The sequence below is a fragment of the Streptomyces sp. NRRL B-24085 genome, from assembly GCF_001282115.1.
Taxonomy (GTDB): Bacteria; Actinomycetota; Actinomycetes; order Streptomycetales; family Streptomycetaceae; genus Streptomyces.
This window is the reverse complement of sequence record NZ_LJBR01000351.1, coordinates 1-18,031: the sequence shown is the minus strand read 5'-3', so window position 1 is coordinate 18,031 and position 18,031 is coordinate 1. Positions and strand designations below refer to the sequence as shown.

15 protein-coding genes are annotated in these 18,031 nt (G+C 70.8%); 6 read left to right on the top strand and 9 right to left on the bottom strand.

What is annotated here, in order from left to right:
• Nucleotides 1-40: 40 nt before the first annotated feature.
• From AOJ26_RS32100 to AOJ26_RS32085, 4 genes are all read right to left on the bottom strand, one after another.
• A complete protein-coding gene (locus AOJ26_RS32100; RefSeq protein WP_078960112.1) occupies nt 41-718 on the bottom strand; it encodes a DUF2567 domain-containing protein in 678 nt (225 codons plus the stop codon).
• A gap of 34 nt (nt 719-752) precedes the next feature.
• The gene (locus AOJ26_RS32095; protein ID WP_053851880.1) at nt 753-1,577 is read right to left on the bottom strand and encodes an ABC transporter permease; all 825 of its coding nucleotides are present in this window, start codon (nt 1,575-1,577) and stop codon (nt 753-755) included.
• Nucleotides 1,578-1,650: 73 nt separating this feature from the next.
• Complete coding sequence (locus AOJ26_RS32090) at nt 1,651-2,625, bottom strand: ABC transporter ATP-binding protein (protein WP_053851879.1); 975 nt, start codon at nt 2,623-2,625, stop codon at nt 1,651-1,653.
• 106 nt (nt 2,626-2,731) lie between these two features.
• Complete coding sequence (locus AOJ26_RS32085; protein ID WP_053851883.1) at nt 2,732-3,949, bottom strand: NYN domain-containing protein; 1,218 nt, start codon at nt 3,947-3,949, stop codon at nt 2,732-2,734.
• Between the two features lie 221 nt (nt 3,950-4,170).
• Here AOJ26_RS32085 and AOJ26_RS44000 point away from each other — a divergent pair, with 221 nt between their 5' ends.
• On the top strand, nt 4,171-4,335 hold the full coding sequence (locus AOJ26_RS44000; RefSeq protein ID WP_086724462.1) for a hypothetical protein: 165 nt from the start codon (nt 4,171-4,173) through the stop codon (nt 4,333-4,335).
• Between the two features lie 94 nt (nt 4,336-4,429).
• On the opposite strand, the gene dnaE is transcribed toward AOJ26_RS44000, so the two are convergent.
• Nucleotides 4,430-7,969, bottom strand: coding sequence for a DNA polymerase III subunit alpha (dnaE, locus tag AOJ26_RS32080; protein WP_053851878.1), 3,540 nt, complete (start codon nt 7,967-7,969; stop codon nt 4,430-4,432).
• A gap of 202 nt (nt 7,970-8,171) precedes the next feature.
• Between dnaE and AOJ26_RS32075 the strand changes: the two genes are divergently transcribed.
• From AOJ26_RS32075 to AOJ26_RS32060, 4 genes are all read left to right on the top strand, one after another.
• Entirely contained in the window at nt 8,172-9,497 is a 1,326-nt protein-coding gene (locus tag AOJ26_RS32075) for a DUF2252 domain-containing protein (RefSeq protein WP_053851877.1), read from the top strand.
• Nucleotides 9,498-9,588: 91 nt separating this feature from the next.
• Nucleotides 9,589-10,281, top strand: a complete 693-nt coding sequence (locus AOJ26_RS32070; RefSeq protein ID WP_053851876.1) for a hypothetical protein — start codon at nt 9,589-9,591, stop codon at nt 10,279-10,281.
• Between the two features lie 86 nt (nt 10,282-10,367).
• Nucleotides 10,368-11,180 carry a thioredoxin domain-containing protein gene (locus AOJ26_RS32065; RefSeq protein ID WP_053851882.1) on the top strand — a complete coding sequence of 271 codons (813 nt, stop codon included), beginning with the start codon at nt 10,368-10,370 and terminating at the stop codon, nt 11,178-11,180.
• An 84-nt stretch (nt 11,181-11,264) separates the two neighbouring features.
• Nucleotides 11,265-12,920: an alkaline phosphatase D family protein gene (locus AOJ26_RS32060; protein WP_053851875.1), complete on the top strand. Its 1,656-nt coding sequence runs from the start codon at nt 11,265-11,267 to the stop codon at nt 12,918-12,920.
• Nucleotides 12,921-12,933: 13 nt separating this feature from the next.
• On the opposite strand, the gene AOJ26_RS32055 is transcribed toward AOJ26_RS32060, so the two are convergent.
• The gene (locus AOJ26_RS32055) at nt 12,934-13,503 is read right to left on the bottom strand and encodes a dienelactone hydrolase family protein (protein ID WP_053851874.1); all 570 of its coding nucleotides are present in this window, start codon (nt 13,501-13,503) and stop codon (nt 12,934-12,936) included.
• A gap of 119 nt (nt 13,504-13,622) precedes the next feature.
• Here AOJ26_RS32055 and AOJ26_RS32050 point away from each other — a divergent pair, with 119 nt between their 5' ends.
• Nucleotides 13,623-14,741, top strand: coding sequence for a mechanosensitive ion channel family protein (locus AOJ26_RS32050; RefSeq protein WP_053851873.1), 1,119 nt, complete (start codon nt 13,623-13,625; stop codon nt 14,739-14,741).
• A gap of 379 nt (nt 14,742-15,120) precedes the next feature.
• Here AOJ26_RS32050 and AOJ26_RS32045 read toward each other — a convergent pair whose 3' ends face one another.
• The 3 genes from AOJ26_RS32045 to AOJ26_RS32035 form a co-directional block, all read right to left on the bottom strand.
• Nucleotides 15,121-15,861, bottom strand: a complete 741-nt coding sequence (locus AOJ26_RS32045; RefSeq protein ID WP_053851872.1) for an SDR family NAD(P)-dependent oxidoreductase — start codon at nt 15,859-15,861, stop codon at nt 15,121-15,123.
• A gap of 98 nt (nt 15,862-15,959) precedes the next feature.
• Nucleotides 15,960-17,534 (bottom strand): Na+/H+ antiporter, encoded by a 1,575-nt coding sequence (locus AOJ26_RS32040; protein ID WP_053851871.1) that lies wholly within the window; start codon nt 17,532-17,534, stop codon nt 15,960-15,962.
• Between the two features lie 92 nt (nt 17,535-17,626).
• Nucleotides 17,627-18,031, bottom strand: a 405-nt coding sequence (locus AOJ26_RS32035) for a GNAT family N-acetyltransferase (RefSeq protein ID WP_053851870.1), incomplete at its 5' end; no start/stop codon positions are given.

Here is an 18,031-nt window from a genome sequence, read left to right as displayed (position 1 = left end):
TCCCGGGCCGGTGTACGGGGCGGCGGGGGCGAAAAAGGCCCTACGGCACGGGCGGACCGTACCCGTCCCCCGAACCCGCCGCCCCGTACACCGGCTCGGGATCACGCGGCCCGAACAGCCCCGTGAGCCCCAGATGCACGACGAGCGCGGCCAGCGACCAGGCGAGCAGCGCCCCCTTCGCCCCCAGCTTCAGCGGCGCGGAGAACGTGACCCCCTTGCCCACGGCCTTGGCGTGGGCGAGCACGTCGGACGAGGGCCCGAGCCACATCCCCACGCGCCACGCGACCAGGGATCCCAGCACTCCCCCGACGGCCAGCCCCACCACCAGCGGCACCCCGCCGCGACGCCGCCACAGGAACACGACGAGCGCGCTCACCAGGCCGAAGGCCAGCGCCAGCAGGGTGAGCGTCCCGTCGGCGCCGACCGCCTGCTCCCCTTCGGTGTCCTTGAGGTAGACGGCCCAGTTGCCCTGCCCGTCCACGTCCCCGACCAGCGGTACGTGCGGCGCGAGCCACCACCACAGCACCCCGAGCAGCACCCCGCCGAGCGCCACGGCGACCGTGATCACCGCGCCCTCGATCAGCTCGGTCTTCATCCCGGGCCCGCCCTGCCCGTACCGGACTTCGGCGGGGGCCGCGTAGCCGGCGGCAGGGGCCTGCCACGCATCGTGCGGGGACGGTTCGTGGGGCGGCGGAGGAGGCGTCAACGGAGCGGTCACCCTGACATCGTGCCAGGCCCGCCTGTGCGGCGCGTCACCGGACGGCCGCCCGGCGATAGGCCCAGGTGGCGACCGCCAGCGAGACCACGCCCACGCATCCGCACACGGCGAGGTCACCGAGCACGAAGGCCCAGTCGGGATGCGGCCCGAAGGTGCGGGCGAATGCCTCCACGCCGTAGGTCGAGGGCAGCAGGTCCCGGGCGAACCGCACCGCCTCGGGCATCCGGTCGGCGGGCAGCACTCCGAGCAGCAGCGCGGCGGACATGCCGAGCTGGCCCAGCAGGGTGGCCAGTTCCGGCCGGGGCGCGAGCAGTCCGAGGGCCGCGCCGAGGCCCGCCAGGGCGGCTCCGGCCAGCGGGATGACGGCCACCAGCACCCACAGGTGCGCCAGCGGCAGCCCGAACAGCACACACCCGAAGACGGCGGTCACGACGGTCCCGGGCACGGTGAAGGAGGCGTACGCCCCGGCCGCGCCGAGCACCACGGCGGCGGGCGGCACCGGCAGCGTGGCGTAGTGGTCGAGCCCGCCGCTGGCCCGCAGCTGCCCGAAGTACTGCGCGAGCAGGTTGAGCGCGACGAAGGCCACGACCAGCACGGACGCCCCGGCGACCACGGACTGCGCCTCGCCCCCGCCGTCCACGACCCCCCGCATCAGGATCATGATCCCGATCGACTGGAAGGTCGCCACGAACAGCAGCGGGATGCGGGCGACCCGGGCACGGGACAGCTGCGCCCGGTACACGGCCACCAGCGACGGCCACAGCCGCGCGCGGGGCCCGAGCTCGGCGGCCGCGTCCCGGCCCGTCTCCACGACGGCCGGCGCGCCGCCCGGCAGCACCTCGGCGGGTACGACACTCACGTGGCTCGGCTCCTCTTCGCTCCGACGGTCGCCCTGTGACGTACGGACACGGCCGTCCGCGTACTCAACGTGCTCACGCCTTCACCAGCCCCTGCTGCGCGGCCCCGCCCAGCGCGAGGTACACGTCCTCCAGGCTGGGCGTGGCGAGCGTGAAGTCGTCCAGCGCGGCGAACGCGGCCCCGCCGGTGACGGTGGCCACGACCGCGCGGGCCTCCTCGGGGGCCAGCCGCAGCGTCCAGCGGCGTCCGGCGGCCACGGCCCGGTCCTGGAGCGCGGCGACCTCGGGGACGTGCAGCGGGGCCGCCTCGCGCCAGACCAGGTCGACGCGGACCTCCCCGGCGACCTGCTCCTTGAGCCCGGCAGGGGTGTCGCAGGCGATGACCCGCCCCTGGTCGAGCACGGCGACCCGGTCGAGCACGGTCTCCGCCTCGATGACGTTGTGGGTGACGAGCAGGACGGTGGTCCCCCGCTCGGCCCGCCGCCGGTCCACGGCGGACCACACCGCGCGCCGGGCCACGGGGTCCATCGCGGTGGTCGGCTCGTCGAGCACGAGCAGGGGCCGCTCCCCCACCAGCGCGGACGCGAAGCAGGCGAGCCGCCGCTGCCCGCCGGACAGCTTCTTCAGCGGCCGTCCGGCGATCGGCGTGAGCCCCAGCTCCTCGAGTACGGCGTCCCGCTCGGCCCGGGCCCGCCTGGCCTCCAGACCGCGCAGCCGGCCGGTGGTCTCGGCGGCGAGGGAGACCGTGAGCTCGTCGAGGGCGGTGGACTCCTGGCCGAGGTAGGCGAGGATCCGCGAGGCCCGGTCCGGGTGGCGCACGATGTCGTGCCCGAGGATCTCGACGCTGCCGCGGTCGGGCCGCATCAGCCCGGTGAGCTGCCGTACCAGCGTGGTCTTCCCGGCGCCGTTCGGCCCGAGCAGCCCGAAGATCTCGCCCCGCCGGATGTCCAGCCGTACGTCGTCGGTGGCCCGTACCTCGGGGGTCGCCGGTGTCCCGCGCCGCCCGCGCACCGCGGGATAGGTCTTGGTCAGTCCGCGCACCGCACACACGACATCCCCAGTGTGTCGAAGTGCCGGTGCAGCGCGCGTACTCACAAGGGACGAGACTACGGGGTCGGGGAGCTTTGCTCGCCCTTGGGGCGGGGTATGTGCCGGTTCACTCCCCGGCGGGGGCGTGCTCCGCCGCTGTGCGCACGTCGATCTCCCGCCAGAACCCGGCGCGGATCGCATAGCGGTCGTGCTCGTCGATCTGGTCGTCCTTGTGCGCGAGCAGACCGAACCGGGCCGCGTACCTGAGCAGCTCCCCGTCGATCCGGTGCGGCACCCGCGGGTACATCCCGGCCAGCCGCTGGAGGTGCGCCTGGTCCCCCAGCCGCTCCATCCACCGCCGCGCGAAGACCTGCCCGACCTCGTACGGGTCGCCGCCGACCGTGGTGATGTCCTCCTCCCGGTCGGCCCACCGCTGCTCGGCCGTGGTGAGCTGCGCGAGCGTGGGCATGGAGGCGACCTCGGGCGGCTCCGCGGCGCTGCCGGGCCGGTCGACCCAGCCCTTGTCGGAGGACCAGCGCAGGGTCGCGCTCGCGGGGTGCTGGGCGGGCTGCGCGCCGGGCGCCCGCAGCGCGGCGAGGTCCTTGGGCGTCGGCACTCCCTTGGGCGCCGGCACCCGCTCCTGCGTGCCGTTCTCCGAGGCGGCCGCCGGGGCGTGCTCGCCCTCCTCGGAGGTCCGCTCGGGTGCCTGCGAGAGGGCCGACTCGGGCAGCGGTGCCGAGAGGATCGCGGCGATCTCGGGCCGCGGCACCGGCGGCGGGGCGCAGATCCCGCCGAGATCCTTGGCGCGGACGGCCTTGGTGATCCAGGCGCGGTCCAGCACCCGCCGCTCGTCCGCCTCGGCGACCAGGTCCTCCGACTGGTTGTAGTCCCCGTCGGCGGCCTGCACGGCCCACAGGTGTACGGCGACCCCGTGCTCCTTGGCGGCCATCATGCCCGGCAGCAGGTCGCCGTCGCCGGTCACGAGCACGATGTCGGAGCAGGCGCGGTTGCGGGCCAGTTCGGTGAGCTCGGCGTGCATGGCGGCGTCCACGCCCTTCTGGGCCCAGCGTCCGTCGCTGCGGGTGAGGGCGCCCAGCCGGACGGTGACCCGGGGCATGACCCGCAGTCTGCGGTGCTCCGGCTGCGGGACGCGGTCGGGGGCGCCGTCGAACCAGTAGATGCGCAGCAGGGGCCGTTCCGTGTCGGACTCGGCCCGGTCGCGCAGCCCTTGGACGAGGGCGGCGTGGTCGACGGTGATACGGGAACGGGAGGGCTCCCCGGCAAGGAGACTGGCGGCGGCCCCCAGCAGATACCCGGCGTCCACCAGGACGATGCAGCGGTCCACGCGATCCACCCTCTTTCCGGGAGGTTTGCTTCGGGCTTCCTTCGAGTCTGCCCGACCGCGAGAGGGTTAACGGCCCGAACTCGATCTTCGGCGTGGCGTTTCGGGGCATTGCCCGGCGACATCCCCTGTCACGCACGGTAATTATCCGAAATGCGCCTGTTGTCAGCCTATGTGAATCTGGTCCCGGCCCTGGCCCCTAGATCCCCACAGGAGGCACCACCATGGCCAAGAACAAGAAGCAGAACCGCAAGCCGTCGCAGTCCGAGCGTGCCGGACAGGAGCCCCAGAACTCCTCGATGGAGACCTCGACCGAGCAGCACGGCCCGCAGATGACTCCCGGCGACGTCGCCCGCAAGGGCCGGCAGAAAAGCTTCGGCCACAACTGACATCTGCATAAAGGGTTGTTGAGACCCAGGCACGCGGAAGGGCGCACCCCCTCAGGAGTGCGCCCCTCTGCACGTCCGGTTCCGCGCAGGTCGCTCAGCCCGCCAGGCAGGACGGGCCGAGCAGCACCTTCAGATCACCGAAGAGCGCCGGGTCCGGCTTCACCCGGTGCCGGTCGAGGCGCAGGACGGTCGTCTTGGTCGGGCCCTGGAGTTTGATGCGGACCTCGCTGTCGCCCTTGTGGTGACTGAGGATCTCGCCGAGGCGGTTGACCATCGGCGGGGTGACCCTGGTGGCCGGGATGGTGAGGATCACGGGCGCGTTGGTGCCCGCGTTGGACAGGTCGGGGACCTGGAGCTCCATCGCGACCAGCCGGGGCACGTCCTCGCGCTTGTCGAGGCGGCCCTTGACGAACACCACGGCGTCCTCGACGAGTTGGGTCGACACGAGCTGGTAGGTCGCCGGGAAGAACATGCACTCGATGGAGCCTGCGAGGTCCTCGACGGTGGCGATCGCCCAGGCGTTGCCCTGCTTGGTCATCTTGCGCTGGAGGCCCGAGATGATGCCGCCGATGGTGACGACCGCGCCGTCCGCGTGCTCACCGCCGGTGAGCTGGGCGATGCCCGCGTCGGCCTTGTCGGACAGCACGTGCTCCAGGCCGAAGAGCGGGTGGTCGGAGACGTACAGGCCGAGCATCTCCCGCTCCTGGGCGAGCAGATAGGTCTTGTCCCACTCGTCCTCGGTGAACTGCACGTCGAGCCCGAAGCCGGGTTCGCTGCTCTCCTCCTCGCCCATCCCGCCGAAGAGGTCGAACTGGCCCTCGGCCTCCTTGCGCTTGACCGCGACCACGTTGTCGATCATCGGTTCGTACTGCGCGGTGAGGCCCTTGCGGGTGTGTCCGAGGGTGTCGAAGGCGCCCGCCTTGATCAGCGACTCCGTGGTGCGCTTGTTGCAGGCGACCGCCTCGACCTTGTCGAGGTAGTCGGGGAAGGAGACGTACTTCCCCTTGGCCTTGCGGCTCTTGATGATCGACTCGACCACGTTGGTGCCGACGTTGCGCACCGCCTCCAGGCCGAAGAGGATCACGTCGTCGCCCTGCGCGGCGAAGTTGTGCACCGACTCGTTGACGTTCGGCGGGAGCACCTTGATGCCCATGCGCCGGCACTCGTTGAGGTAGACGGCCGACTTGTCCTTGTCGTCCTTGACCGAGGTCAGCAGGGCGGCCATGTACTCGGCCGGGTAGTTGGCCTTCAGGTAGGCGGTCCAGTACGACACCAGTCCGTACGCGGCGGAGTGCGCCTTGTTGAACGCGTATCCGGCGAAGGGGACCAGCACGTCCCACAGGGCCTGGATCGCCTCGTCGCTGTAGCCGTTCTTCTGGGCGCCGGCCTGGAAGATGGTGAAGTTCTTCGCCAGTTCGTCGGGCTTCTTCTTGCCCATCACGCGGCGCAGGATGTCGGCCTCGCCGAGCGAGTAGCCGGCGATGATCTGGGCGGCCTTCTGCACCTGCTCCTGGTAGACGATCAGGCCGTAGGTGACGTCCAGGACCTCCCTGAGGGGCTCTTCGAGCTCCGGGTGGATGGGGGTGATCTCCTGGAGCTTGTTCTTGCGCAGCGCGTAGTTGGTGTGCGAGTCCATGCCCATCGGGCCGGGACGGTAGAGCGCGGAGACGGCGGAGATGTCCTCGAAGTTGTCCGGCTTCATCAGGCGCAGCAGGGAGCGCATGGGGCCGCCGTCGAACTGGAAGACGCCGAGGGTCTCGCCGCGCTGGAGGAGTTCGAAGGTCTTCGGGTCGTCCAGCGGGAGGCTCAGCAGCTCCAGGTCGATGCCCTTGTTGGACTTCACCATCTTGACGGCGTCGTCCATGATCGTCAGGTTGCGCAGGCCGAGGAAGTCCATCTTCAGCAGGCCGAGCGACTCGCAGCTCGGGTAGTCCCACTGCGTGATGGTCACGCCGTCGGTGTGCCGGACCCAGACGGGCACGTGCTCGGTGATGGTCTCGCTGGACATGATCACGCCGGCGGCGTGCACGCCCATCTGCCGGACCAGGCCCTCGACGCCCTTGGCGGTGTCGATGACCTTCTTCACGTCCGGTTCGTTCTCGTACATCCCGCGGACCTCGCCGGCCTCCGAGTAGCGAGGGTGCGAGGGGTCGGTGATGCCGTTGAGGTCGATGCCCTTGCCGAGGACGTCGGCGGGCATGGCCTTGGTGATGCGGTCACCCATCGCGTACGGGTAGCCCAGCACGCGCGCGGAGTCCTTGATCGCGTTCTTGGCCTTGATCTTGCCGTAGGTGCCGATCATGGCGACCTTGTCGGCGCCGTACTTCTCGGTCACGTACCGGATCACCTCGACGCGCCTGCGCTCGTCGAAGTCGATGTCGACATCGGGCATGGAGACGCGCTCGGGGTTGAGGAACCGCTCGAAGATCAGACCGTGCGGGATCGGGTCGAGGTCGGTGATGCCCATGGCGTAGGCGACGATCGAACCGGCCGCGGAGCCTCGGCCGGGGCCGACCGCGATGCCGTTGTTCTTGGCCCACATGATGAAGTCGGCGACCACGAGGAAGTAGCCCGGGAACCCCATCTGGATGATGACGTCCATCTCGTACTCGACCTGCTTCTGGCGGTCCTCGGGGATGCCGCCGGGGAAGCGCCGCTCCATGCCGCGGCGGACCTCCTCCTTGAACCAGGTGACCTCGGTGTAGCCCTCGGGGATGTCGAACTTCGGCATGAGGTTCTTGGCCTCGAACATGCCGGTGGTGTCGACCATCTCGGCCACCAGGAGGGTGTTGGCGCAGCCCTCCTGCCAGGCGTCCGAGGAGTCGATGGCGTACATCTCCTCCGTGGACTTCAGGTAGTAGCCGGTGCCGTCGAACTTGAAGCGGTCCGGGTCGGAGAGGTTCTTGCCGGTCTGGATGCACAGCAGGGCGTCGTGGGCGGTCGCCTCGTGCGCGTACGTGTAGTGCGAGTCGTTGGTGACCAGCGGGGGGATGCCGAGCTTCTTGCCGATCTCCAGGAGGCCGTCGCGGACCCGGTGCTCGATCTCGATGCCGTGGTCCATCAGCTCCAGGAAGTAGCGGTCCTTGCCGAAGATGTCCTGGTAGTCGGCGGCCGCCTTCAGGGCCTCGTCGTACTGGCCGAGGCGCAGCCGGGTCTGGAGCTCGCCGGAGGGGCAGCCGGTGGAGGCGACGATCCCCTCGGACCACTGGGCGATGGTCTCCTTGTCCATCCGGGGCCACTTCTGGAGCCAGCCCTCGGCGTAGGCGTCCGAGGAGAGCCGGAAGAGGTTGTGCAGACCGGTCGAGTTCACCGCCCACATCGTCTTGTGGGTGTAACCACCCGAACCGGAGACGTCGTCCCGCTTCTGGTGCGGCTGGCCCCACTGGATCTTGCGCTTGTTGCGCCGGGACTCGGGGGCGACGTACGCCTCGATCCCGATGATCGGGGTGACCCCGGCCTTCTTGGCGCTGTGGAAGAAGTCGTACGCCCCGTGCAGGTTCCCGTGGTCGGACATGGCGATGTGGGTCATGCCCATCTCGTTGCACGCGTTGAACATGTCCTTCAGCCGCGCGGCACCGTCCAGCAGGGAGTACTGGGTGTGGACGTGCAGGTGCGTGAACGGCGGCTTTGACACGGCGTGGCCTCCATGGAAAACACTCGACGACAGGCGGACGGACAGTGGGGGGACAGCGTCGAAGTCTATGCCTCGGGACTGACACTCCGGGGGCCGCCCCGCGTACCTTCACAACGAGGGTCGCGGGCACTTTCACCGGGGCCCGCCCGTTGGACAGACGACAGAAACGCTGTCGTACACATGCACCAGGAGGCACCCCGCGATGTCGGTACCGCAGCTCAACGACGAGCACCGCGGCGAGGAGATCCTCGCTGTCTTCGACACCGCCTTCGGCGAGCTCCTGGCCGCCGATCCGGCCGCGTTCCGCGTGAAGTTCCGCAAGATGGCGGCCTCGGCGTTCGCGTTCTACCGGGGTACGGCGTGCCTCTTCTACCACGACCTCGACGAGGAAAAGAGGGGCGGCCCGTACCTGGACGAGCGCACCTCGCGCGTGTGGATCCACGGCGACCTGCACGCGGAGAACTTCGGCACGTACCTGGACGCCAACGGCCGGCTGATCTTCAACGTCAACGACTTCGACGAGGCCTACGTCGGCCCGTTCACCTGGGACCTCAAGCGCTTCGCCGCCTCCGTCGCGCTGATCGGGTACGCCAAGGCGCTGGCCGACGAGCAGATCACCGAGCTGGTGGAGGTGTACGCGGGCGCGTACCGCGAGCGGATCCACGCCCTGGCCACCGGCGCCAAGAGCGACGAGGTGCCGCCCTTCACCCTGGACACCGCCCAGGGCCCCCTCCTGGACGCGCTGCGCGACGCACGCTCCCTGACCCGCTTCGGCCTCCTGGAGTCGATGACGGAGATCCGCGACTTCGAGCGCCGCTTCGCGCCGGGCGGCGGCTCCATCGAGCTGGACGCCGCCACCCGCTACAAGGTGCTCGCGGCCTTCGACGGCTACCTGGAGACCCTCCCGGAGGCGTCCCTGGCCCGCCCGGACTCCTACCGCGTCAAGGACGTCGTGGGCCGCCGCGGCATCGGCATCGGATCGGCCGGGCTGCCGTCGTACAACATCCTGCTGGAGGGGCACACCGACGCCCTGGAGAACGACGTCGTGATCTACATCAAGCAGGCCCAGACGCCGGCCGTGTCCCGGCACATCACCGACCCGGCGATCCGCGACTACTTCCAGCACGAGGGGCACCGCACGGTGATCTCCCAGCGCGCCCTCCAGCAGCACGCGGACCCGTGGCTCGGCTGGACCGAGCTGGGCGGCGCGGGCCAGCTGGTCGCGGAGATCTCGCCGTACGCGGTGGACCTGGACTGGGGCGACATCGACGACCCGGAGGAGATCGCGGGGGTCGTCGCCGACCTCGGCCGGGCCACGGCGACCATGCACGCGGCGGCGGACGACACCTCGGGCGAGTCCCTGGTGCCCTTCTCCACCGAGCGGGCCATCGACGCGGCGATCGCGGCCGACGAGGACGGCTTCGCGGGCCTCCTGGTCGACTTCGCGCACAGCTACGGCGCACGCGCGCGTGCCGACCACCAGACCTTCGTCGACCTGTTCCGCAACGGCCGCATCCCCGGCCTGTGACAGGCCCCCTGCCCCTGTCGATAACGATAGGGCCGCTCACAGGGATCCTTTAGGGGTCCCTTACAGGCCCACGTGACACACTCTCCACGCTATGGACATATCCGGGACCCAGCTGCGAGCGCTCCGCGCGGCGCTGTTCACGGCACTCGTCGTGACGCTCAGCACCGCGTCGCACGTGCTGCTGTCCCGGGCTCCCCTGCCGCTCAACACGGTGGCGGTGGTCGCCGCCGCCGTGTTCGCGCTCAGCTTCGCGCTGGCCGACCGGGAGCGCGGCTTCGGGCGGATCGCGGCCGTGCTGATCCCGCTGGAGCTCGCCGCCGACACCGTCTTCACCACCGGGCAGCACGTCTGCTACGGCGCCGCCGGCGGCCCGGTGGCGGGCCCGCTGCGCTCGGTCGGCTGGGACGTGTTCTGCGGCGACGGCACCAGCGTCGGCTCGCCGCTGGCCCGGATGACGGGCACCGACCCCGACCGGCTCGGCGGCCTGCTCGCCCACGCCGACCCGCGGACCGCCTGGCTGCTGCTGGGCGCCCATGTCCTCGTCGGGCTCCTCGCGGCCGGCTGGCTGCGCCGCGGCGAGCGGGCCCTGGCCCAGTTGCTGCGGGCCGTGGCCGCCACCACCTTCCGGCCGCTGCTCCTCGCGGCCGCCGCGCTGACCGTGCGGTCGGCGCCGGAACCGGCCCGCCCGGTGCGCCCCGGCCGCCGTGCGGCCGCCGTGCTCGACGAGATCCTCGTGCACTCCCTGGGACGGCGTGGACCGCCGTGCTCGCCCGCCGCCGCCTGAAGCGGCCGGCACCCGAGCACCACCAGTCCCGACCTACGTATTCCCGCACACCACGTGTGCGCGTCCCCTCGATGGAGAACACCACCATGAGCAAGCGGAACAGCCAGGCCGCCAAGACCGCCGCCCGCGAGCGGCTGCGGCAGGAGCGCGAGCGCCAGGCCAAGCGTGACAAGATCAAGCGGCAGGTCATCGTCGGCTGCTCCATAGTCGGCGTCCTGGCGATAGCGGGCGGCATCAGCTACGCGGTCGTCCAGGGCAACAAGCCCAGCTACTGGGAAGAAGCCAAGAACGACAAGCTCGTCAAGCCGGCCAACACGACGGGCACCAACGGCACGACGGTCGTCATCGGCAAGAGCACCGCCAAGAAGACCCTGGTCATGTACGAGGACCCGCGCTGCCCCGTGTGCGCGCAGTTCGAGGAGACCGTCGGCACGACCGTCGACAAGGACGTCGAGGACGGCAAGTTCAAGCTCCAGTACGTCGGCGCCACCTTCCTCGACGGCAACCTCGGCGGCGAGGGCTCCAAGAACGGCCTCAGCGCCCTCGGCGCGGCGCTGAACGTCAGCCCCGAGGCGTTCCTGAAGTACAAGAGCGCGATGTACTCCAAGAAGTGGCACCCGTCCGAGGACACCGACAAGTTCAAGGACGACGCCTACCTCATCAAGATCGCGCAGACCGTCCCGGAGCTGAAGGACAACAAGACCTTCCAGAACGCCGTGAAGAACGGCACCTACGACAAGTGGGCCCTGGTCATGTCCGAGAAGTTCAACAAGGACGGTGTGACCGGCACCCCGACGCTGAAGATGGACGGCAAGACGCTGACCGGTTCCGACGGCCAGAGCGCCCCGATGACGGTCGCCGACTTCAACACGGCGCTGGAGGGGGCCCTGAAGGGCTGATCCCCGCACTCTTCGGGCAAAGAGCGGGCGAACTTTCACGAGTTCGCCCGCTCTCGTTCATACCGATCAGTAACCTGATCGGCCGTGACTAGTAGACAGAGAACAGCCGAGAGCAACTCCCTGTCCCCGCGCCGCCGTACGGTCGTCAAGGCCGCGGCGGCCACCGCCGTCCTGGCCGCTCCCCTCGCCGCCGCGTTCCCGGCCGGCGCGGTCGAGGCCCCCGCCTTCCTGCACGGCGTGGCCTCCGGGGACCCGCTTCCGGACGGCATCCTGCTGTGGACCCGGGTCACCCCGACCGCCGAGGCCGTACCCGGTTCCGGCGTCGGCCCGGACACCGAGGTCGGCTGGGTCGTCGCCGCGGACAGGGCCTTCACGAACATCGTCGCCAAGGGTTCCGTCACCGCGACCGCCGCCTCCGACCACACGGTCAAGGCGGACGTGCGCGGTCTCACGCCCGCGACCGACTACTGGTTCCGCTTCTCGGCGGGCGGCACCGACTCCCCGGCGGCGCGCACCCGCACCGCGCCGGCGGCGGACGCGGCCGTGGCGAACCTCCGCTTCGGCGTCGTCTCCTGCGCCAACTGGGAGGCCGGCTATTTCTCGTCCTACCGCCACCTCGCGGCCCGCGGCGACCTGGACGCCTGGCTGCACCTGGGCGACTACGTCTACGAGTACGGCACCGGCGAGTACGGCACCCGCGACACCGTCGTACGGCAGCACGCGCCGGCCCACGAGATCCTCACCCTCGCCGACTACCGGATCCGGCACGGCAGGTACAAGACGGACCCGGACCTCCAGGCGCTGCACGCGGTCGCCCCGGTGGTCGCGATCTGGGACGACCACGAGTTCGCCAACGACGCCTGGTCGGGCGGCGCCGAGAACCACACCGAGGGTGCGGAGGGCGCCTGGTCGGCCCGTCAGGCCGCCGCCAAGCAGGCCTACTTCGAGTGGATGCCGGTACGCACCGCGACCGCCGGCACCACCTACCGGCGGCTGCGCTTCGGCAAGCTCGCCGACCTCTCGCTGCTCGACCTGCGGTCCTACCGCTCGCAGCAGGTCGGCGTGGGCAACGGCTCGGTCGACGACCCGGAGCGCACCATCACGGGGAGGGCCCAACTGGACTGGCTCAAGGCGGGGCTCAAGTCCTCCGAAACGACCTGGCGGCTGGTCGGCAACTCCGTGATGATCTCGCCGTTCGCGGTCGGCTCGCTCTCCGCCGACCTGCTCAAGCCGCTCGCCGAGTTGCTCGGGCTGCCGAAGGAGGGCCTCGCCCTCAACACCGACCAGTGGGACGGCTACACGGACGACCGCCGCGAACTCCTCGCCCATCTGCGCTCCAACGCCATCCGCAACACCGTCTTCCTGACCGGCGACATCCACATGGCGTGGGCCAACGACGTGCCCGTGGACGCCGGAACCTACCCGCTGTCGGCCTCGGCCGCCACGGAGTTCGTCGTCACCTCGGTGACCTCCGACAACCTCGACGACATCCTGAAGGTCCCCGAGGGCACGGTCACCGCGCTCGCCGCCCCGGCCATCCGGCTCGCCAACCGGCACGTCCACTGGGTGGACACCGACCGCCACGGGTACGGCGTCCTGGACATCACCGCCGACCGGGCGCAGATGGACTACTACGTGCTGTCCGACAAGACCAAGAAGGACGCGACCGCCACCTGGGCGCGTTCGTACCGCACACGGACCGGCACGCAGAAGGTCGAGCGGACGTACACCCCCGTCTAGGGCGCCGGCCCTGTCAGAGGGTCTCCAGGAAGCCGAGGGCCACCCGCCAGGTGGCCTCGGCGGCCTCCTCGTCGTAGTCCGGCAGATCGGGGTCGGTGTAGAGGTGACCGGCCCCGGCGTACCGGTAGATCTCCACGTCGGCCCCGGTGCGGCCCATCTGGAGGTACCAGGCGCTCAGCCAGTCGTCCGTCTCGAAGGGGTCGGGCTCGGCCACGTGCAGCTGGACCGGCAGGTCGTCCGCCGTCGCGTTCGGCGCGATGTCCGACGTGCCGTGCAGGAGCAGCAGTCCGCGGGCCTTCTCGTCGCCGAGGGCGAGGGTCTGCGCGACGGAGGCGCCGAGCGAGAACCCGGCGTAGACGAGACCGCGCTCGGAGTAGGGAGCGGCGGCCAGGACGGCCCGCTTGAGCAGTTCGTCCTTGCCGATCTCCTCGTTGAAGGCCATGCCCTCCTCGACCGTGTCGAACGTGCGTCCCTCGAAGAGGTCCGGCGTCCACACCTCGTGCCCGGCCTCCCGCAGCCGGTCGGCGGCCTGACGGACGGCGGGCCTGAGGCCGTACGTCGAGTGAAAGAGCATGATGTTCATGAGGCCATGGTGCCAGCCCGCACCGACAGCGCCTCGCCGCGGGCGTGGCGGCGGCCGTACCCACTTCTCGGCCGAAGTCACATGTTCATGCCCGGCCCGGGCCGGTTAGGTTCGGGGTCATGGAGAACGTACTCCGCCCACTGATCGTGGTCGGCGGCTCTGTGCTGCTCACGCTGCTGATCGGCTGGGCCACCGACCGTCTGCTGCGCAAGGCCGACGACCGCCACAGCGAGACCCCGCTGTGGGGTCTGCTGCGCCGAGGCCGCATCCCCTACATGCTCGTGCTGTGCGCGGCGATGCTGAGAGGGGCGTACGACGAGGCGAGGGTGCTGGAGGGGCACAGCGCCGGCATCGGGCAGACACTGACCCTGGTCCTGATCGGGGCGACCGCCTGGCTGGTGATCCGGATCGCGGCGGCCATAGTGGAGACGACCTACACCCGCTACGCCCGCGCCCACCACGACGCGGCCCGGGTCCGCCGGGTGCGCACCCAGGTGACGCTGATCACGAGGGTGGTCGCCGCGGTCGTCGGGGTGATGGCGGTGGCCGCGATGCTGCTGACCTTCCCGGCGATGCGCGCGGCCGGTGCCTCACTGCTGGCCTCGGCCGGAATCCTCGGCATCGTCGCCGGTGTGGCCGCCCAGTCGACGCTGAGCAACATGTTCGCCGGGCTTCAGATCGCGTTCGGTGACATGGTGCGCATCGGCGACACCGTGGTCGTGGACGGCGAGTGGGGCACCGTCGACGAGATCACGCTGACCTTCCTGACGGTTCGCACCTGGGACGAGCGCCGGATCACCATGCCGGTGTCGTACTTCACGTCGAAGCCGTTCGAGAACTGGTCGCGCGGCACCCCGCAGATGACCGGCATCGTCTACTGGCACGTCGACCACACGGCCCCGGTCGAGCTGATGCGCCAGCGGCTGCGGGACATCCTGCGAGAGTGCCCCGCCTGGGACGGCCGCGACTACGGGCTCGCCGTCACCGACACCACCCCGAACACCATGCAGGTGCGGGCGCTGGTGACCGCCAAGGACGCCGACGACATCTGGACGGTCCGGGTCACGGTCCGCGAGCAGATGATCCGCTGGCTCACCGACAACCACCCGTACGCCCTGCCGCGGGTCAACACGGCGGACGCGACGCTGGCGCCTGGTTTCCGCCAGCGGAACGGCCACCACGCCGACGGCGTGACGGTCGGCGCATCCCAGGACCCCCCTCGAACGGGCCGCGGCTGACCCGACACACCACAACGCGGCGCCGCGTCACGGAGAGTCCGTCGCGGCACCGCATGGCACAGAGCGTTGGCAGAGGGCGGTTGGCGCCGCGTCAGGGAGCGCCGTCGCGGCGCCGCCCGACGGGGAACCCGTCCAGATGCCGCCCACCCACACCCACTCAGGGGCGCGGGGAACTGCGCGACCAGCCCCGACGAACCCGCACGCGCCCACCGACCGCAGTCAACGCCCCCTCAGATCGGATGGCACCACGTCAGGGAACGCCCGTCGCGGCATCGCCCGACGGGGAGCCCCTCCTGATGCCGCCCACCCACACCCACTCAGGGGCGCGGGGAACTGCGCGACCAGCCCCGACGAACCCGCACGCGCCCACCAACCGGAGTCAACGCCCCCTCTCCGCCCCACCATTGACCTGCACGACCTGCGAAGTCACGTGCCCCGCCCCAGGCGAAGCCAGCCAGTGCAGCGTGGCGGCGACGTCCCCCGGCGTCCCGGCCCGCCCGTTCAACGTGTCACCGACAAGCCGCTCCCGCCGAGCGGGATCAATAGCCGGACCGAAGAACTCCGTGTCCTCGATGTACCCCGGCGCGATCACGTTCGCCGTGATCCCCCGCGGCCCCAACTCCCGAGCGAGATCATGAGCGTACGGATGCAGCCCGGCCTTCGCCGCCCCGTACGCCCCGCTCCCGGACCCCCGGTAGGCGGCGATGGAGCTGACGAACAGGACCCGCCCGCCCGGTGAGGCGAGCCGGTCCTTCAGTCCCTCCGTGAGCAGCGCCGCGGTCAGGAGATTGAGCCGGAAGTTCACGGTCCAGTTGTGCACGACGGCGTCGAGCGGATCGGAGCTGTCGGCGGGCGGTTCGAGCTGCCCGGTGCCGCCGGCACTGTGGATGAGCACGTCCACGGCCCCGAGTTCCCGCTGCACGAATCCGACGACCCCGCGCACCTGGTCGGCGTCGGCGAGATCGGCGGCGTACGTCAGCGCCCCCGGCACCCCGGCCTTCGCCAGCACCTCGGCGCGCCGCCCGAGCAGCAACACCCGGTCCCCGTCCGCGGCGAACACCTGCGCCGCCGCGAGCCCGATTCCCGTACCACCACCGCTGATCACTACGTTGCGAGCCATAACTGCACCCTACAAACGCAGGCTTGGCGAGAGCACGCCGGTTTCCCGCAGACTCGGCGCAGACGGACTCGATGCACGCACACTCGGCGCAGACGAACTCACCGCAGACTACGCACGTCCAGGTGCCGCAGCACCCGGTCCACGACCTCCGGATCGGCCCCCGGCTCACTGCGCGCCGCCAGCACCTCGTGCCGCGCCGCACTCAGCAGCTCGCCCTGGATCCGCCGCACCCGCTTGAGCCGCCGCCTGGCCTCGCGCCGCTCCTCGTCCCCCATCTCGGGATGGATCCGCACGCCGATCTCGAACGCCCGCCGCATCATCTGCTCGGACAGCTCCTCCGGCAGCTCCTCGACGGTCTCGATTTCCCGCAGCCGCCGCTTGGCCGCCTTCGCCGCCCGGACGGCGAGGGCCTTCTCGAACTCCTTCTCCCGCTCGGTGTCGGCCCGCACCCCCAGCCGCTTCACCAGCCACGGCAGGGTCAGCCCCTGGAGCACCAGCGTGGCCATGATCACCCCGAAGGCGATGAAGATGATCTCGTCCCGGTCGGGGAAGCCCGCCCCGGACTCGGTCTCCAGCGGAATGGCCAGCGCCAGCGCCACGGAGGCCACGCCCCGCATCCCGGACCACCACATGATGACGGTCTCCCGCCAACTGGTCGGGATCTCCTCGTCGTAGTCCCGTTTCGCGTGCATCCGCTTGGTGAGCCACGTGGCCGGCATCAGCCACGCCAGCCGGACGAGGACGACCACGGCGACGACGGCCGCGGCCCAGCCGAGCATCTCGCCCCAGCGCCCGGACGCGGTCCGGATCGCGTTGTGCAGTTCGAGCCCGATGAGCCCGAAGGCCACGCCGGTGACGAGCGTGTCGACGATGTCCCAGAAGGTGTGCCCGGCCAGCCGGGTCATCACGTCGTCGGCGTCGGTGCCGTACTCGGCGAGGAACAGGGCGGTGGTCAGCACGGCGAGCACACCGGAACCGTGCAGCTCCTCGGCGAGCACGTAGGAGGCGTACGGCACGAGGACCGTCAGCCCGATCTGGAGCGTGGCGTCGCCCAGCAGGTCCATCAGCTTGTTGGCGCCCCAGCCCAGCGCGAGCCCCACGGCGACGGCGACCACGGCGGAGAGCACGAGCTCCAGGGCCGCCTCTCCGGCCGTGAACGAACCACTGACGGCCGCGGCGACGGCCACGTGGTAGAGCACGATCGCCGTGACGTCGTTGAAGAGCCCCTCGCCCTCCAGGATGGACACCAGCCGGCGGGGCAGCCCCAGCTGGCCCGCGACGGCGGTCGCGGCGACCGGGTCGGGCGGTGCGACCAGCGCGCCGAGCGCGACGGCCGCGGCGATCGGCAGCCCCGGCACGATCGCGTGGGCGACGACGGCGACGCACAGGGTCGTCACGAACACGAGCGCGACGGCGAGCAGGAAGATGGGCCGTTTGTTGGCCGCGAACTGCCGCCAGGACGTACGCCGCACCGCCGCGTAGAGAAGCGGCGGCAGCAGGATGGGCAGGATCAGGTCAGGCGGGATGTCGACATTCGGTACGAAGTCCAGCACCGCGAGCACTATGCCGAGCAGCGTCATCAGCACCGGCGCCGGCAACCCGAACCGGTCCCCCACCGGGACACTGATCAGAGCCCCCAGCAACAACACGAACAACAGGGCCAACTGATCCACGAGCAGAACTCCGGGCAGATCGACGAACCGACGGCCCCTTCAGTCTGCCCGCAAAACGCCCGGACCCTGCCGACCGCCGCTCCCGCCGAGCCTCAGAGAACGCGCCGCATGGCCCGGTGGGGTATCCCCGCGTCCGGGAACTCCGGCCCGTACGCCACGTACCCGAGCCGCTCGTAGAACCCCAGCGCGTGTGTCTGGGCGTGCAGGTCCACCGCGGCCAGACCACGCGCACGTGCCGCGTCCTCGATGGCCCTGACCAGCGCCGCCCCCACCCCGAGCCCCCGCGCCGCCTGTGTCACCGCGAGCCGCCCCAGCAACCCCACCGAGGGGTCACCGCCGGTCTTCCCGGCCGCCGCGTCACCGGACAGCAGCCGCCCGGTCCCGAGCGGCACCCCGTCCTCCCGCACTGCCAGCACATGCACGGCGACGGCGTCGTAGGCGTCGTACTCGATGTCCTCGGGCACGCCCTGCTCGCCGACGAAGACCTCCTTGCGCAC

Coding starts and splice junctions, on each gene's coding strand:
- AOJ26_RS44000 (WP_086724462.1), top strand. CDS start 4,171: ATGGCCAAGAACAAGAAGCAGAACCGCAAGCCGTCGCAGTCCGAGCGT.
- AOJ26_RS32075 (WP_053851877.1), top strand. CDS start 8,172: ATGTCGGTACCGCAGCTCAACGACGAGCACCGCGGCGAGGAGATCCTC.
- AOJ26_RS32070 (WP_053851876.1), top strand. CDS start 9,589: ATGGACATATCCGGGACCCAGCTGCGAGCGCTCCGCGCGGCGCTGTTC.
- AOJ26_RS32065 (WP_053851882.1), top strand. CDS start 10,368: ATGAGCAAGCGGAACAGCCAGGCCGCCAAGACCGCCGCCCGCGAGCGG.
- AOJ26_RS32055 (WP_053851874.1), bottom strand. CDS start 13,503: ATGAACATCATGCTCTTTCACTCGACGTACGGCCTCAGGCCCGCCGTC.
- AOJ26_RS32050 (WP_053851873.1), top strand. CDS start 13,623: ATGGAGAACGTACTCCGCCCACTGATCGTGGTCGGCGGCTCTGTGCTG.
- AOJ26_RS32045 (WP_053851872.1), bottom strand. CDS start 15,861: ATGGCTCGCAACGTAGTGATCAGCGGTGGTGGTACGGGAATCGGGCTC.